This is a genomic window from Xenorhabdus sp. SGI246 (assembly GCF_040838225.1).
Taxonomy (GTDB): domain Bacteria; phylum Pseudomonadota; class Gammaproteobacteria; order Enterobacterales; family Enterobacteriaceae; genus Xenorhabdus; species Xenorhabdus indica.
Genome location: NZ_JBFPEZ010000003.1, coordinates 26,122 through 43,780 on the forward strand (window position 1 = coordinate 26,122; position 17,659 = coordinate 43,780).

Below are 17,659 nucleotides of genomic sequence, written 5' to 3' on the forward strand. Positions count from 1 at the left end.
TCCTCCTATTTTTTTATCCAACACATGATGTAGTAGCTAAAAACAGCTAAAAATTTTATCTATTTCTACCCAATCCAATTTTTATCAGAGAAGGCCTGAATATGTCATCACGTATTATTTTGCCTAAAGTTTCACCATTAATTTTACCGATATTCTCATTTGCTGTATTTTTCATCGGTGTGACAGAGTTTATGCTATCCCCTATACTCAAACCATTGGCCGAATCGTTTGAAACAACAACAGATAAAGCGACCTGGCTGGTATCCAGTTATGCCCTCGCCTACGCACTTTCAGCACCAATTTTTGGTTGGTTATCTGATCGAATAAGTCGATATAAATTGTTGCTGACATCTTTGCTGTTTCTTTCATTTGATGGGCTGGCATTGGCTATAGCCCCCAATTTAGAAATTGCCATCGGATTGCGTATTTTCGGAGGGATTGCTTCGGCAGCTCTGATCCCAACTATCTTTGCGTTGATTACAGATATTTTCCCCGCCCATAAACAAACCTCAGCAATGGGAATCGTTATGCTTGGCATGACTGTGGGTATCGCAATCGGCCCTGTTTTCGCAGGAGTGTTAACAGCAATTTTTAACTGGCGGATACCATTTTTGATGAGTGCGATCGGATGTATTTTGCTTTTTATTTTAAGCAGAAATGTTTTAAGCCGAAAATTGCCTTTAAACTTGAAGAAAAACTCTTCCCAGGATCTTCGAATAAGAAAAACAGAAATAACCTTTCAATGGATATACCAGGGGAATTTAATCCGCCCTCTTGTCGCAAAAGGGTTTTGGAATGGTACAGCAGTATCTGCTTTTATATTGGCCGGAGAAGTATTAAGACGACATTATGATTTAGAAACAGACGCAGTTGGTATCTCCGTTTCTGCATTTGGCATCGGGCTTGGTCTGGGGAATCTATCTGTATATTTTGTGAAGCACTTACGGAGCCGGGAAGAATGTACGCTATTGTTGACAGTAATAACACTTTTCGTATCCAGTTCTGCATTCATGCTATTACCACTGTCTTTATTCTTTAGCCTTGGCTGTCTGATGTTATGGGGATATGCACTCGGACTTGCAGCCCCTGTCAGCACTTCTATTCTGGCAAATCGAGCGAAGCGGAATAAAGGCCAAATATTGGCAATATCTGAGAGCCTGAATAATCTGGCTATCCTATTTTTACTCCCCATTGCGACTATGCAACTAACCCTGCACGGTATCATGGCTGCAATGATAATACTGGGAAGCTGCTTGATAATAGCTATTGGGATGATATTGAGAGATTTTTGGTGACACTGTCACTAAATCAAGACCAATAAACGTAGCAAAATGGCCTAGTGGAAGCGAAGCTGTAAAATACGATATTTGATTTTTTTGAACTGAGCTTGGCTAAACAGACTACCCTTAGTCCGCAGGAAAATCCCTTCCCTCTCTGCTAAATATCATCGAAAAAGATTACTGGACAATTTGGACAGGTATTAAATGACTTATTAAAAGGCTTTGGAGAAATTCCAAAGCCTTTCGACAAAGATAAGGAGTCAATGAACTTATCCAACTTCGGGTAATATTCCTGTCACAATACCTATTTGAATAGAAATTACTGCGATCCCACAAAGAAATACCAAAACCAATGCAGGTGTTCCGCCGAAAACCCGATATTGACATATATTTTTTTGGCGAACTTTAAAAATCAAAATCGTAGGTAATAACAAAGCAAGGATTGATAACGCAATAGCAGCATATCCCAACGCCATGACAAATCCTTTTGGATAAAACAGAGCAAACACTAATGGAGGTGCAAATGTCAGCAATCCGGTTTGTAAGCGTCCTGCTACATTATTCTGGCGTTTGAAAAGATCTGCCAGAAAATCAAATAACCCAAGAGTGACGCCCAAAAAAGACGTTGCCAACGCCAGGTTGGCGAATATTTGCACTGAAAATTCCGTTTTTGGTGATGCAACTACATCACGAATCGAGCGGATCAATCCATCTAATCCGGATTTTTCAGCTAGAATTCCCAATAGTGTAGTTGAATCAAGACTTCCTAATGTAGCTAATTGCCAAAGTATATAAGCTATCAGAGGAATTGCACTGCCGATAATAAATATCCATCGTAATTTACGGATATCACCTTTCATATATCGTATAATGCTCGGTACGCTGCCATGAAAACCAAATGAAGTGAAAACAACAGGAATAGCAGATAAAATAAGACCTTGCTCAACAGGCATGGATAATAAATTTACATGCTGAATGTGTGGAAGCATCAAACCAAGCATCAATACCAGAAAGATAATCTTGGCACTAAACAATATTCTGTTTATAAAATCGACAGAGCTGGTGCCAACACAGACTATCCCGCCACCTATTAAGGTGAATAGAAGTACACCTACAGCACCATGAAATGAAACACCTGACCATTTATTAATGTTGGCAGTAAGTAAATCACCTGCCCCACTGATATAAGCCGCCGTTAAGGCGTACAACAAAAACATCATGCTGAAACCAGTAATGACTTTTCCATATTTTCCAAGATAACGATAAGCCAGTGTCCCCAAACCGGTATCAAATGATTCATATTGATAAGCTTCAACCAGCAATAATGCGGTATAACTCATTAAAATCCATATCCCAACTAGCAGAATAAAACTAACACTGAAACCTATACCAGATGCAGCAAGTGGCATTGCCAGCATACCTGCTCCGATCGTTGTCCCGGCGACAATGAAAATACTTCCCAGGGTACGATTTTTCATATCTATATCCCTTTAGTATCAACTTAGAAATGAAGTATCAAAATCTAATCTTTGATGTAATTGTTTTTCTTTTTCATCAACAATTTGAGTCAGTTTTCTAACAAAAATAAATTTTAATTGTTCCCAATATTCTTCGAAATGTTCTTCATTACGCAGACAATATGTCATGACGGCTGCCCGCAATACATATATATGATGTACTTTCTTCCATTCACTATAACTAAAACCACATTGTTCAGCGTAATACCTGGGGGTATCGCCATACTCTTTGTAATCCAGTATTGTTGATGATGTGAGAAGATCGTTGGCATAAGCACGTCCGGTGGAATAGGAACATAGTTCATAGATCCGTTTATTGAGAGCGTTGTGGTTCAGCAGGCTGGTATTTCCGACTTCCTTGAAAGAAAAATTAATCATATGAAAGTCAGGTGTTGGCATGATGTGGATTTCAAATTGATATTTTTCAACCTTTATGGGTTGCATATTGGTTATTTTATCCAATAATCGATTGGCAGTGCCGATTCCGGCAGCAATCACTTTACCATACCCATGAATGTTCAAAGGTAATAATCTATGAGCTGCCCATAAAGCTGCGGCAGTTGCTCCTGCCTTTGAACCTTCCATTATAGAGGCTCCCAATATTCCTCGATTACTGGTTGGTGAATCGTTATGAACATCATTATCTTCAAAGACATAAGCAGCATGGGAAGAAATTAAATCGAGAATTCGCTTATCCTTCATGCAGATAGCACCAGCCGAATATTGAATGAACCCCATCTTATGGGGGTCAACAGTAATCGAATCGACATGTTTTAGTGCCTTGAAACTCTGATAGATTTCCGGTTTAGGCCAATTAATATTTTCAGGGATCAGGCCAAGTTCATGATGCTGCTTTATTAATGCATCGTATTCCATAAATTTTCCCTGCTCATTGAGGAGCAAAGAACAGGCATAACCTGCATAGGCAGCATCAACATGGATATAAAACGATGCACCATAATGCTCTTCACATTCTTGCCTCAGCTTTATCACTTCATCAATGCGATCAATTGCTCCTACTTCTGTTGTACCTACCACTGCAATCATTGCCAAAATAGCTTCTCCTTTCTCAATAAGAGAAAGCGTGATTTCACGCATTTTGGCAACATCAGTCTGATAATGTTCATTAACGGGCAATGGAATAATATTTTCTTGTCCAATACCCAAAATATCGGCTGCTTTTATCCAAGAGTAATGCTTAGACTGTGGTACAAGTAGCTTGCCTAAAATTTCCGGTTTAACGCCTATGCCACGACATGTCATATTGCGTATTTCATTAAATATTCCCTGCCTTTTTAACTCACTCATTAAATCAATAGATTCTGTTGTTGGAATATTCATTAATTGTTTTTGAGACTTGTGACTGAGCAGATTTTTGGTTTCGGGATGCAGGGAGATGGCTAAAGGCAGTGTTTTTAAGTTCCTGGCTACCCAAAGACCTTCATAGTTAGCCACGGTTCCTCCTGAGGTGATATGTCCCCAGGCTTGTTGCGTGTCATAGCCAAACATTCGGCAGAGATCTAACCCGGATTCAAGCTCAAGATCTGTTGTGGTCGGTGATGCTTCATAAGAACAGTTATTCGGGTTGTACATCATCGCCATGACATAAGCGAGATTGGAAACCATCAAAGTATCACCATTAATGTGTCCAAGATAACGGGGAGAGAAGAAAGGAATGGAGGTGTTTTTTAATTTTGCCGATAATTGATTTAATATTCCTTCTGTCCGATACAATGTTTCTCTGTAGTTATGCTCATAGCGATCAACTGATGTAACCAGAGCGGAATCTTCAGGATGAAAACCTGAACGCCAATGCATATGCTCACTGACCGCATAATCCATCATTTCCCTGAAAAACACAGCATTTTCTGATTTTGGACCTAAAAATAGAGCATCCACATTTAAGTTAGAATTAAGTGGCTTAGTCATAATCACAATATCCTCGATTGTTCATTATTCTTTGTTAGCTATTTATTCATTAACTAAGTCAAGCTATGAACACAGATATAAAACATATGATTTGAAATATTAATAACAAGTTAATAAATACTTTAATTTTGTGCGCCAGAACAAAAAAATAACGAAGAAAAAATGTAATCCAGTCGTGCTTTAAGGATGACTTATAAATTTAAGACCATGAATATAATGTGGTTTTCTGCACATAAAATCAGTGGTGGTATCACATTTTTTATTGTGCAGATTAGAATAAATAGAGTATATGGTTTATGATGATATTAATATTATAAATTGCACATGATAAAGAAAATATACTGATTAATGATTTCAGCAATAAACATAATGACTGTACCTGACAGAATAGAATAACCTGTTCGAATGCGTGTTCTGTTTCGCCCTTTCCATAATGTATATGTCCAGATCGCCATAGCAATAATGTATAAACACCATGTTATCATTCTGAAACCAAATGCACTTTTGAAGTTAAGTTCTGGTTGATGGGGAAAAATGGTGTTTTTTCCTTCACTTTCCAATGCCGTCTCTACTAACCATCCCATGTATGCTGGTTGTTCAATCAATCGGATTGTCACACTGATAAACACAATAATCAGCGCTGACATAATAAGTTTGGTAGGGATTTTTTCCCGCATAAGTTTTCTGCCCGACTGACTAATAAACGACAAAGCCAGTGCTGGCCCCAACGTAAATACTGCACCATAGAACAAAAAATAAGTGTTAATATTTGTCCAGATGAGCATGGCACTGTTCAAATAAATACTGACCATATAGTGAATATCAGCTAAGCCAATAATACCGATCCCTGTCATAACATATACATGTCCCCGCTTGGTGACCAAAACAAAAAGTGTATATAAACTCAAAGTACCAAAGTAGATGGCAGCAAACGTTGTTTCTATATTTATCCACTCCCGCCGATGTATTATGTTATGCAATTGTAATAAATGATACACACTGAATGGATATCCCATAATATCCAAAGAAGATAGCAAACCTATTCCAGACAGTATGCTACTAATGACTAAAGCTATGCGGACAGGGACAACTGTTGATTTTTGCCCTGTATTTGTTTTTTGATTAAAACAATAAATATAAAGTGCACTCATCAGTACCAGGCCAATAGAACTTTGCACTATCATTGTAAATGCAATTAACAGCCATTCACTCATGCTAATCCATCCATTTATCTGTAAACCCACCTCTGTCGTCAATACACTACCATCAACGTAACATTATATTATTAATATAATTTCAGTTTTATTGGTGTGTTATATCGAGTGTGCAGAATTTTACGCAAGTTAAGCCTTAATCACAGCAAAATTTCATTTTTTTCTTTCGTCAATGACAAAGATAATGATTAACAAAAAATCAGGCTCTTATCAGAGCCAATTAAATATGTTAAATTGACGAACATCAATCATTTCTAACGAGCACTTCCTATGGTTCCGGAAAAACGCATTATTAGGCGGATTCAATCAGGTGGTTGTGCAATCCACTGTCAGGATTGCAGTATTAACCAACTATGCATTCCTTTCACTTTAAACGAACATGAACTCGATCAGCTTGATAATATCATTGAGCGTAAAAAACCTATCCAAAAAGGACAAACTCTTTTTAAAGCGGGTGACGCATTAAAATCGCTTTATGCTATCCGTTCTGGAACTATTAAAAGCTATACAATCACTGAAGAAGGTGATGAACAAATCACAGGTTTTCATCTTGCCGGCGATTTAGTCGGATTTGATGCCATCATCAATACAGAACATCCTAGTTTTGCTCAAGCATTGGAAACTTCAATGGTATGCGAAATCCCATTTGAAACATTAGATGATCTTTCCGGAAAAATGCCGAATCTCCGCCAGCAAATGATGCGTCTGATGAGTGGTGAAATTAAAGGTGATCAGGAAATGATCCTCTTATTATCCAAAAAGAATGCAGAAGAAAGGCTGGCGGCATTTGTTTATAATTTGTCCCGCCGTTTTTCACAACGCGGTTTTTCCCCCCGTGAATTCCGTCTGACTATGACACGTGGTGATATCGGTAATTATCTCGGTTTGACAGTTGAAACTATCAGCCGTCTGCTTGGCCGTTTTCAGAAAAATGGCATTTTAAGTGTTAAAGGAAAGTACATCACTGTAGAAAACATGGAAAAATTAACTGAGCTGGCAGGTAAAGCTCACGTAAATGTGGCATAAAGTTATTTCAAAATTTAAGCCAGATCACTATATTTTGCTGATCTGGCACTCTCCTACACTGTTATAGTTGTCCATATTAGTTTATCTTTCTGTACGAAAGGCACATCCAGCCTCTGCGAGGTATTAATATATGGCAAACTACCAAAACCTCTTAGTTGCAATTGATCCGAATCAGGATGATCAGCCAGCATTAAGACGTGCGGTATATATCGTGCAACGTAATGGTGGCCGGATTAAGGCTTTCTTGCCCATTTATGATCTATCCTATGATATGACTACGTTACTTTCTCCCGAAGAAAGAAACGCTATGCGTAAAGGTGTTATTGGTCAACGGGTTGCTTGGATAAAACAACAAGCACATTACTACCTTGAATCAGGAATTGATATTGAAATCAAAGTAGTTTGGCATAATCGTTTTTATGAAGCGATCATTCAGGAAGTTATTTCTGGAGAACATGATTTGCTATTGAAGATGGCACATCAGCATTCTCTGTTAGAGTCGATGATTTTTACACCGCTCGACTGGCATTTATTACGTAAATGCCCTTGTCCTGTCTGGATGGTTAAAGACCAGATATGGCCAGAAAAAGGGTCGGCAGTTGTTGCGGTGAATTTATCAAACGAAGAATCCTATCATAATGAACTTAATCTAAAATTAGTTCGTGAAACACAAGAACTTGCTAACAGGATTGTAAAAGAACCTCTTATCCACCTTGTCAGTGCCTACCCCGCTGCGCCTTTAAACATTGCAACCGAACTGCCTGATTTTGATCCCAATGTATATAATCGGGCTTTACGTGGTCAGCATTTGGTCGCAATGAAAGAACTACGACAGAAATTTTGTATCAGCGAAGAGCAAACGCATGTTCAGGAAGGCTTGCCGGAAAAAGTCATTCCTGAAATCTGCGAAGAGATTAATGCTGGTGTGGTTGTTTTAGGCATTCTTGGGCGCACAGGTTTATCTGCTGCATTTCTTGGTAATACTGCAGAACATGTTATTGATAGGTTAAAATGTGATCTTCTGGCAATTAAACCTGATGGTTTCATTTGTCCGATTGATGTGGATGAATAATCATCGAAAATGATTCGATAGTTTGCCCGAAATAGGATTTATTCAAATTTCGGGCAAACTATGATTTGTATTATTGTGATTACTATATGAAAATTACTAATTCAAAAATTCAAATTTCTGGCCGCATTTCTCAGGCGTTCATCCCCACGCCGATCATACTTTTGCGTTGTCGTAATACTTGAATGTCCCATTGCATCTTTGACGGTCACAATATCTTCGCCATTATCCAACATAGCCGAGGCAAAGGTTCTGCGGAGATCATGAGGAGCAAATTTTGCTATTCCACTTTCAATCCTGCGAGTTTCCAATATGTGATAAATAGCCTGATCGGAAAGGCGATCTTCTGTTACATCATCATGCCTGCGGATGCGAGTAAATAATGGTCCGGCATGCTCCCCCCGAACTTCATCTACCCAACAATTCAATCGCCTCCATGTCCCTTCCGGCATATATGACAAACGTTCTTTGTTTCCTTTCCCCATTACTCTTAATGCTTGTTCACGATAAATGATGTGTTTCAGATCTAATGAGACAATTTCTGAACGGCGCAGACCGCAACCTATCAAAATACCGATAATGGCTGCATCGCGTAAGCCTTTTGTACTGAGATCGTTTTCACAGGTATAAAATAAGGTCTTAATTTCATAACGCTCAAGCGCCCGCCCTTTGGGTAAGCGACTTCCCCTGACAGAACGTACTTGTTTAATGTGTTGAAAACTATCCGTGTCAAGTTGTTTCATTGTCCAGGCTTCTAATGCAACTCCTTTCAATGCAGAAAGATAAGTATTGATTGTTGCGGGTGCTTTGCCTGAATCAGAGAGCATTTCCATAATGGCCTGAATATGATGACGCCGTAGATTACTCCATAAACAATCCTGCACATTTTGGTAACCCAACATTTTTGCCACAATATTAAGAAATGACTTCATAGTTTGGCGACTTCGCTTTGAACCAAGACTGACAAGATAGGCAATGGCAGGATTGTCATATATCTGATCAGATGCAGACAATGGCATAACCATTCTCTGCTTTTGGTAGTCGCCGGAATTCTGCCGCTCACCAGAAAGCACAATCAGTGAGTTTTTCTCCTCTTTATTTTTATCGTTCTTCTCATCTTTATGGTGCATAACCGCCCTCTGACTCCAATGTCTGTTGATTGTGCTACGTAAAAACTGGGACTTATGACCCACACCATATTATGGTGCAAACCTTACTTTTTCAAATGTGTATTTTAATAAGTAGAAAAGATATGTAGGAAGTGTGAACGTGTGTAAGAGCAATAAAGTTTGTACACAAGGGATAGTTACTGACGCACAACCTATTGATATTTCTGATTTTATAGAATCAAAAACGCCGGATTAATGCTTGAATGAAGCTGACATTATGAACTCACACAAACAAATTTGCTTGTGCTAGTCAGCTTGTGAATACGCCCTGACTATTTCAAATTTGACTGAAATATTGCAGCAGTTTTTTTATCGTGTGAGAAAGCGGATAAGCATATTAACACGCTTACCATAGGGAGGACGTAGCTGATCTGTCAGTGCCAGATTGTATTTGCGCAAAATAGGCATGGCTTTGGAAAAGGTTTTAAAGCCTTCATAGCCGTGATACTGCCCCATACCGCTCTGGCCTACGCCCCCAAAGGGTAAATTTGTACATGCAAATTGATACAGTGTGTCATTGATGCAAATGCTACCTGCGACGATGTGCAATAAAGCCGCCTCAATTTGCTTGTTATTTTTGCTGAAACAATAAAAGGCCAATGGGCGATCACGGCTTGCAATATAATGGATTGCTTCATCATAAGAACGGTAGGTTTTAATCGGTATCAGTGGACCGAAAATTTCTTCCTGCATGATAGCACTGTCATCATCAGGGTTGAGAACCAGTGTAGGAGCAAGAATACGCTGCTTAAGCGCTTGTCCCGGATCAATAAGAGGCATAAGCGGAATGATCTGATGACCGCGTATGATTGCATCTTCAAGTAATTTAATAAGACGTTGATACTGGTTGTTATTGATAATACTTGTATAGTCTGGAAAGTTGTTGGATTGGGGATAGCGTTGCGAAATCTGTTCCTTAACCTCTGTAATAAACGACTCAATGACACTTTCTGGCAATAATACGTAATCGGGGGCTATGCAGGTTTGTCCAGAATTGAAAAGCTTTCCGTTTATAATGCGAGCAGCCGCTTTTTTCAGATCGGCATCGGGGGCAATCAGTGCTGGAGACTTACCGCCAAGTTCCAGCGTAACAGGAGTGAGGTTTTGTGCGGCAGCGGCCATTACTTTTTTACCGATCGCTCTGGAGCCAGTAAAAAACAGGTGATCAAAGGGTAAGGCAGAAAAAGCGGCTGCAATATCTGCTCCACCTTGTGCAATACTGACACGGTTTTCAGGAAAAATTTTGCTTAGAAGTTTTTCTAAGTAGGCATTGGTATGTGGCGTATGTTCTGAAGGTTTGATAAATGCATGATTACCTGCGGCAAGAGCCGATACTAATGGTGTGAGAGTCAAATTAACCGGATAGTTCCACGGCGCCATGATGCCAACAACGCCAAGCGGCACATAGCGTATTTCAGCCGTTGCCGGCCACAACTGCCATCCAGCCTTACGTCTTTGCGGTTTTATCCATTTTTTAAGATACCGCAGACAAAGATCAATTTCCTTCAACACAATTAACGCTTCTGCCATTATGCTCTCGTGGCTAGAACGATGGCCGAAATCGTAGGAAACTGCTTCCACCATTTCATTCAGGCTGTCTTTAAAATTTGCGCGCAAACACAGCAGATCATCCCGGCGTTGGCATTCATCAGGTCGATTATGTTCCCATGCTTGGCGCAGTGCGTTAAATTTGGTGTTGATTAATTCTGTCATTGATCATGCCTCCGCACAGAGCTGGCAAAACACCATTGAGCTATATAATAAGTACTGAGTACCAAAAGCGGACTTAACGGAGTTTCAAAGTAAAAATGGCTATAAGCGAGCATGCTATCGCTGATAGCAAAAAAGATACCGCCAAGCGCTGCAATATTCGCCGCATGTTGTGCTGGAGGCACCGGGATTTTAAATGGATAAATAATTGCTCTATTAACCGCTAACCCGGCCATGAAAGCCAAAATCGCAGCATAGATGGCAACCGGCATTTTCATACTGTTAGGTAGATTATTCCACAGTCCGATGACTATTAATAATGCGATGACTACAAATATGATAAAAACTGCAATTATAATGAAAATCGTATGAAGGATTATAAATTTTGAACTGAAATAGTTATTTTTAATATCAGAAGCATAAATACTGTCGCAACATAGAGCACAAATGTAAGCACAATGTGTGAGCAGGAAGCAAAATAGTCCAGCCAAAAAATAGTCTTGCGGTAACATTAAAAAAAAATCACCCCCTACGGCAAATGCAAGTCCAAAAGTAATGGCGTTACGATAACGCATTGAGAAAGGTGCTCGGATCAACAGAATCCAAAATATTAATAGTGCGGTGGCGGTGGGTTTAGTCAGATAGTGGAGCCAAATCCATGCTGGATTGACAGAAGCACTGAGTGATGCACCTGTTATGGCGCTAATTGAAAGGAGTGTATAGAGCAATCCGATTTTGTGATGCAAACCATACCGAGGAGTGCAATTATTTGATGGCATATGCCTCTCCCACTGTTTCATGTAATTAAATGTTGCATTTCAATGTCTCCAACAGTGTGCCAGAAAACTTAATCGTTTCGACTAAAAATATTTTTCTAGCTGTATTTGTACTTCGTTTTTATCGTAACTGTATTGCCAGCTTACATTGCTACGATTGTGCAAGTGGCGGAAAGTGACAGAAGGAGTCATTCCCAAGATTTTGTTGGCAGGAAATTTAATGGAAGCGGTATAGATCTGTTCATTATCTTGACGTTTGGCACCCAGTAATGCGCTGTAGGCGCCAAAATGTTGCGTTTTCAATGTGGCAAACAGCGAGCCATCAATACCGGAATAAAGTGTCCCGGCTATCCCCGCAGTAACTCCCCATTGTTGATAGCGAGCTGCGGGTTGTTGATTGTTTCGATGGCTCCAGCCAGTGCCGCCAAACAGAATAAAATCGTTACTGATAGCATGAGAGAGATTGAAATAAGATGAGGAAAGTTCCCCGTTTTTCCAATGATAAAGCGGCTGGTAACTGAGCCACTTATGTTCAAATTCAGCGCTGAGGAAGGTTTGATCAGAGATAGCCCATTGCCATTCTATTTTGGCAGCAACAGCATGGTATTCGGTAATCCCGGCTTGTTGTTTATATTCAAACAAGGGAGCAAAAGATAAGCTATGATTCCTGTTTTTAAAGTTGTAGCCACTGACCAGCAAAAACGTGTTTTCGTTTCCGCTATGGTAATGAGGATAGACCTCACCATCAATCATTCCGCGACCAAAAATGCCATGGTGACCAACAAGTTGGTAACGCCGGTTTAATGTAACATGATAAGCACTTCCCCATTCTTTGATCGCTTTGGGTATTTCCCGTTCAATTTTACATTCTCCTTTTGAGACAAGCAGGCAGTCCGGTTTCATATTTGGAGACATATTTATATTATCGTCATAGATGTAACTGAGTGAAAACGAACTGTGCCAGCGGTTTCTTTGGGTTATTGCTTTTATATAACCGTCAATGTTTTTCAAAACAATTTTAGGTAGTTGATGCTGTTTACTTAATTCAACCATTAATTGTTTAGCTTCCCGATTTTTGTGATCCTCAAAATAGACACGGGCCAATTCCAATTTGATGCGGGTGAAATCCGGTTTTTGACGCAGGATTTTTTGATAGAGGGAAGCAGCGAGAGTTAAATTTCCCTCACGACGTGCCAGTCCACCTTGGGCAAAATTGACCAATATAACATCATGTCCCGGCAATTTTTGGTAAACCGACAAAAAGCATATTACATCTGGCCATTGCTGATAATTAATGGCAAGGTACAGCGCTTGACTGATATCCTTAAGATTATTTTCAACCTTAAATTCTTGCCCATGAATCTTTATCGATTTACAAAAAACAATCGACGAAATGTCACCCTTTGGCGAAATCGCATTTGATATATCATTGGCATAGCCTGTTGAAAAAAGAAATGATGTCAGTAGTGACATAAGTAATACAGGCACGTTTCTCTTGCCAGTCATAAGGGAAGCCCGCTTGCAACATCCATCTTCTGAGCAGAAATAACGATACAAGGCCGTAATAAATAAGGCAGAAGATGAGGAAAAGAAGAAGATAACAGCGTCAAAATGTCACTGTTATCTTTGCGAAATTAACATCTACTGTTTGTTACCGCCAAAAGCAGTGTCTTTACTTCTGTCACTATCAAATTTGACATATCCTGCCAAAGCAGAGGCAGAATCACCGTAGAATTTCCCATCAGTGACACCATTAATATTTCCATTGGCTGTGGCTTTGCCTGAAAAGCTAGCATCTTGATTGATATTGGCATCAATACCTATATTGAGAGAATTATTGCTGAGTGAGCCATTCAGTTTTTGAGTATCAAAATTAGCGACTAGCCGACCGGAGAGAAGGTTATGGCCATTATATTGGTTTAGGCCTTTCACCATATAGGTTGCAGTGCCGCCTTTTGGCATATTGGTTGTAACATCTTTACCTGTATAAAAAACAGTGTGAGTCTTATCTGATTTATCGGACGTTTTTTGTGCCCATTCACCGAAGTAAACCTCCGCATTAGGAACTTGAGCAACATCAATATACTGATTCTCAATACCTGGAACACCCTCCAGTTTGAAATCATAGATGCCATTATTGTCACGTTCGGCCAGGCGTTTCAGTTTAGATGCAGTGAAGAGCTTACCTTTTACGATGGGGAGAGAGATACCAATGGCGGGTTCATTATCTTTCTCTCCGAGTATAAGATGTGGTGTAGTTTCTGTTTGGCTTATACCATACCCAACTTTTGCTTGAGCCTGTGTTATCACTCCCAAGGCACCTAATATGGTTAATATGGTGATTAATATATTGACCTTTTTCATTAATAACCTCACTTAAGTATAATATTATTCATTTATAAATAGTTTCTCTAGTTTTCCACTTTGAATAAATTACACTCAGAAAATATCGATGTGAATAACAAGTGATAGCTTGTTAATAATTGGTTAATAATTATTAGGCGTCATATTCCTTGGTGATGTGATGCCTCCTCAAAGAGCAAACATCGTTGGCATGAAAAACAAAAATGCCGATCTTGAACATCGGCATTTTGCTGTGAAAGAAGAGATTAATTTAATGTTTTAACGCTTCAATTTTATCCCGGCTTAGTCCGGTACTAGTGACAATGATGTCCAGGCTGACACCATGCCGTAATAATGCGCGGGCTGTTTCCAGTTTGCCTTCCTCCCGGCCTTCCGCTCTGCCTTCTGTCCTGCCCTGCTCGCGCCCTTTTTGTTCAAGCTCTTCTGCAATGGTCATCAACATTGTTTTATGCTCCGGGGATTGTTCAATCAGTTGATGGACAAATTGTGAAAGATTCAGCGTATGTCCATTCAGTAAAATATAGCTTAACACAATATTACGCTGTTCGTCGCTATTATACCCCGCATTCAGCAGGGCCACCAAATGGGGGACCCATTCCAGCATATCCCGGCAGCGGATATGTTTTTGCACCAGTTCCAGCAATGCAATGCTTTTGTGCGTCAGGATCTCTTCATCGCTGAGCACACTGACATCCACCAATGGAAATGACTGATGGTATAAACAGGCCGCCTGTTCCGGGAGCGCAAAACAGTCCAGCCATCGATTTGAGTAAGGATATGGTCGAATTTCACCGTGATAAAACAGCAAAGGGATGACTAACGGCAGTGTTGTATGGCCTTTTTTCAGATGGGTCGCCATGGCTGACATCGCATAATACATTAACCGCCAGGCCATCAACGGGTCAGGCGTGGACTGATGTTCAATCAAACAGTAAATGTACCCTTCTCCCTGTGTTGTCTCAACTGAATACAGCACATCGCTGTGTAATTGACGTAACTGACGGTCCACAAAGCTGCCGGACTCTAGTTTCAGGGTGGTTAAATTGCACAATGAGCGGAGCTCTTCGGGCAGATACAGGGATAAAAATTCCTTGGCCGTATCAGGCTGCGTTAAAAAATGTTTGAATAACGCATCATGGTGAGGCTTTTTTGCTTTCTTTGCCACAATCCGTCTCTCTGTTTTGTCGGTTGTTCAAGGCGATACTCTCGCGGGAAAATAGGTAATCCATAAATAACCTATTATACCTGTATCCGACCAATCAATCAGTTTTGTCTCTATACAACACTCAAGTTCAGTCAATGTTTGTCACGTTATGTTTATCCAGCCAACATTCTGTCCGGGCATTAAATGCTTGCAAAGTGGCAAATCCTGCATAGTTATTGACGACACTGTAAGCCCCTTGCTGGAAGGGAAAAGACCACATAGCAGCGACGGGGAGTTTAAGTAATTTGGTTATCATCAAACCTAAAACCCCTTGATGGGCAACTATGAGCTGATTTTTCCGGGCAGTATCAGAACAAGAAATAGCAGAATGCAGATCTTCAATATATTCCTCTACCCGCGCTGAAAAATGTCGGAATGGCTCTCCCCCGGTTGGACAACCATTTTGCCAATCTGCCAACCAGTGTAACCAAGCCTGTGGCTCTTCATTGGCAATATCAGTGTGATGGCGCAGTTCCCAGGCCCCAAAGTCTAACTCATTGAGACGGTGCTCACTTTGTATGGTTAATTCAGATCTATTTGATTGCGTAATAATTTGGGCGGTTTGTTGTGCCCTTTGCATTTCACTACAGTGGATAGCGTGAAAAGTGATGTTTTTCAGTGCATCAGCGACTTGCTGTCCCTGCTGTATCCCAATTTCAGTTAAAGGTAAATCGGTTTTGCCACAAAAGACACTATCAATATTGGCTCGTGTCTGACCATGTCGAACAAGAAACAATCTCATCTGATTATTCTCTCCTTATTGATTTTGTCTAGTGCTGTCAACGTTTACTACCTTCAACCCACGTCTATTGCTTTCAATATCATGGCATGACTTCACTGGATTTGTGTCCATGCATTAACTGGTAAATCCGCGCAATATCCAGATGCTCGCGCATACTGGCAGCCAATATATTAAATTGTTTTTCTTTGTGTTGGCGGTAATTAAAAGCCATATTTTCCAGTGGAGCGTAACCTTTTCTGATACGCAGTTGATTTAACAACGGTCGGGTAAACGTGTTTTGATCAAATAAACCATGCAGGTAACTTCCCATTACCAAACCATCTTGTGCAATAGCTCCGTCAAACCATGTTTTTTCTTCACCATTATGTAAATGCATTTTGGCGAAAGGCATTGCCTGCTTACCAAGCCGGGTAGTTCCCATATGGATCTCATAACCCACAATAGGTTGTTCGCTGCATAATTTCAGCATACCTGATAACACAGGTAACACGACTCCCCTGACCTGTGCGGTCTGTTTTTCGCGACTAAATTCTGTTTCAGTATCCAATAAACCTAAACCTGCCATTTGAATTAAGCCGGATTCCACTCCATCCACAATCTGCTGACCCAACATCTGATAACCACCGCAGATCCCAATAATCGGCACATTTTTCTGCCGCGCTGTGATAATTGCCTGCTCAAAGCCCTGAGTCTTCAACCATGCCAAATCGCCTAATGTATTTTTGCTACCGGGCAGAATAATAAGATCGGCGTCCTGGAGTTCAGAAGGCTCGGAGACATAGTGCAAATGCACATCCGGTTGAGCCGCCAGCGCATTGAAATCGGTGAAATTAGCAATATGAGGGTATTGAATAACAACAATATCCAGACAATCTGCTGTTTTTCGCTTCTGTTGGTCATATTTACCCACTTGCAAAGCGACGCTGTCTTCATCTTCCAGATCAAGCTCCAGCCACGGCAATACTCCCAATATTGGTACTTGTGTTAAGGCTTCAATCTGCTCAATTCCTGATTGCAACAAGGATATATCACCACGAAATTTATTAATGATAACCCCTTTAATGCGGGCTTTTTCTTTGGGTTTAAGCAAAGCTAATGTGCCGTAGATAGATGCGAATACACCACCACGATCAATATCCGCCACCAAAATGACAGGGGCATCCACTAATTCGGCCATGCCCATATTGACGATATCGCGATCACGCAGATTGATCTCTGCCGGACTACCTGCACCTTCTAACACGATGATATCCGTTTCTGCTGCTAACCCGTTATATGCCATCAAAATCTGCTGAAGCAATTGGGGTTTATGCTCGTGATATTCCACCGCGTTCATGCTGCACATGACTTTCCCCATAAAAATCACCTGAGCCTTGCGATCGCTGGTAGGTTTCAACAATACAGGATTCATACGCACATCCGGTGCCATTCCGGCTGCTTCCGCCTGAAATATCTGCGCTCGCCCCATCTCTTTTCCATCTGCGGTGATCCCGGAATTAAGCGCCATATTCTGGGACTTAAAGGGAGCACAACGATAACCATCCTGTGAAAATATCCGGCAAAACCCTGCTGCCAGCACACTTTTGCCTACATCAGACGCTGTACCCTGAACCATCAGCGATAATGTCATTCTGTTTTCTCCCTTATGTTAAGATAACT

Annotated in this window: 14 protein-coding genes; 3 read left to right on the forward strand and 11 right to left on the reverse strand. The window is 40.5% G+C overall.

The features are described from left to right. Nucleotides 1-101 precede the first annotated feature (101 nt). Nucleotides 102-1,295 carry an MFS transporter gene (locus ABLA85_RS01175; RefSeq protein WP_367960639.1) on the forward strand — a complete coding sequence of 398 codons (1,194 nt, stop codon included), beginning with the start codon at nt 102-104 and terminating at the stop codon, nt 1,293-1,295. A gap of 254 nt (nt 1,296-1,549) precedes the next feature. On the opposite strand, the gene tyrP is transcribed toward ABLA85_RS01175, so the two are convergent. From tyrP to ABLA85_RS01190, 3 genes are all read right to left on the reverse strand, one after another. After that, nucleotides 1,550-2,758 carry a tyrosine transporter TyrP gene (tyrP, locus tag ABLA85_RS01180; protein WP_367960641.1) on the reverse strand — a complete coding sequence of 403 codons (1,209 nt, stop codon included), beginning with the start codon at nt 2,756-2,758 and terminating at the stop codon, nt 1,550-1,552. A gap of 18 nt (nt 2,759-2,776) precedes the next feature. Then, entirely contained in the window at nt 2,777-4,726 is a 1,950-nt protein-coding gene (locus ABLA85_RS01185) for an aspartate aminotransferase family protein (protein ID WP_367960643.1), read from the reverse strand. Between the two features lie 311 nt (nt 4,727-5,037). Continuing rightward, a complete protein-coding gene (locus tag ABLA85_RS01190) occupies nt 5,038-5,940 on the reverse strand; it encodes a dimethyl sulfoxide reductase anchor subunit family protein (protein WP_367960645.1) in 903 nt (300 codons plus the stop codon). Nucleotides 5,941-6,210: 270 nt separating this feature from the next. Between ABLA85_RS01190 and ABLA85_RS01195 the strand changes: the two genes are divergently transcribed. Together ABLA85_RS01195 and uspE are read left to right on the forward strand one after the other, a co-directional pair. After that, nucleotides 6,211-6,966 carry an FNR family transcription factor gene (locus ABLA85_RS01195; protein WP_367960647.1) on the forward strand — a complete coding sequence of 252 codons (756 nt, stop codon included), beginning with the start codon at nt 6,211-6,213 and terminating at the stop codon, nt 6,964-6,966. A gap of 130 nt (nt 6,967-7,096) precedes the next feature. Continuing rightward, the gene (gene uspE / locus ABLA85_RS01200) at nt 7,097-8,038 is read left to right on the forward strand and encodes a universal stress protein UspE (RefSeq protein WP_367960648.1); all 942 of its coding nucleotides are present in this window, start codon (nt 7,097-7,099) and stop codon (nt 8,036-8,038) included. Between the two features lie 101 nt (nt 8,039-8,139). Here the strand turns inward: uspE and ABLA85_RS01205 are convergent, their stop codons facing one another. The 8 genes from ABLA85_RS01205 to ABLA85_RS01240 all read right to left on the reverse strand — a co-directional run bounded on the left by ABLA85_RS01205 (nt 8,140) and on the right by ABLA85_RS01240 (nt 17,630). Continuing rightward, nucleotides 8,140-9,060, reverse strand: a complete 921-nt coding sequence (locus ABLA85_RS01205; protein WP_367960702.1) for a tyrosine-type recombinase/integrase — start codon at nt 9,058-9,060, stop codon at nt 8,140-8,142. Nucleotides 9,061-9,513: 453 nt separating this feature from the next. Beyond that, nucleotides 9,514-10,917, reverse strand: a complete 1,404-nt coding sequence (locus ABLA85_RS01210; RefSeq protein ID WP_367960650.1) for a coniferyl aldehyde dehydrogenase — start codon at nt 10,915-10,917, stop codon at nt 9,514-9,516. After that, on the reverse strand, nt 10,914-11,693 hold the full coding sequence (locus tag ABLA85_RS01215) for a lysoplasmalogenase (protein ID WP_367960651.1): 780 nt from the start codon (nt 11,691-11,693) through the stop codon (nt 10,914-10,916). Before ABLA85_RS01215 ends, ABLA85_RS01210 begins: the two co-directional genes overlap by 4 nt. 81 nt (nt 11,694-11,774) lie before the next feature. Further along, nucleotides 11,775-13,196 carry a surface lipoprotein assembly modifier gene (locus ABLA85_RS01220; protein WP_367960653.1) on the reverse strand — a complete coding sequence of 474 codons (1,422 nt, stop codon included), beginning with the start codon at nt 13,194-13,196 and terminating at the stop codon, nt 11,775-11,777. Nucleotides 13,197-13,331: 135 nt separating this feature from the next. Further along, nucleotides 13,332-14,054 (reverse strand): Slam-dependent surface lipoprotein, encoded by a 723-nt coding sequence (locus ABLA85_RS01225; protein WP_367960655.1) that lies wholly within the window; start codon nt 14,052-14,054, stop codon nt 13,332-13,334. Between the two features lie 250 nt (nt 14,055-14,304). Then, nucleotides 14,305-15,219: an Rpn family recombination-promoting nuclease/putative transposase gene (locus ABLA85_RS01230; protein WP_367960656.1), complete on the reverse strand. Its 915-nt coding sequence runs from the start codon at nt 15,217-15,219 to the stop codon at nt 14,305-14,307. A gap of 127 nt (nt 15,220-15,346) precedes the next feature. Further along, on the reverse strand, nt 15,347-16,000 hold the full coding sequence (locus ABLA85_RS01235; protein WP_367960658.1) for an adenosylcobalamin/alpha-ribazole phosphatase: 654 nt from the start codon (nt 15,998-16,000) through the stop codon (nt 15,347-15,349). Between the two features lie 79 nt (nt 16,001-16,079). Then, nucleotides 16,080-17,630, reverse strand: coding sequence for a cobyric acid synthase (locus ABLA85_RS01240; RefSeq protein ID WP_367960659.1), 1,551 nt, complete (start codon nt 17,628-17,630; stop codon nt 16,080-16,082). Between the last annotated feature and the right edge of the window lie 29 nt (nt 17,631-17,659).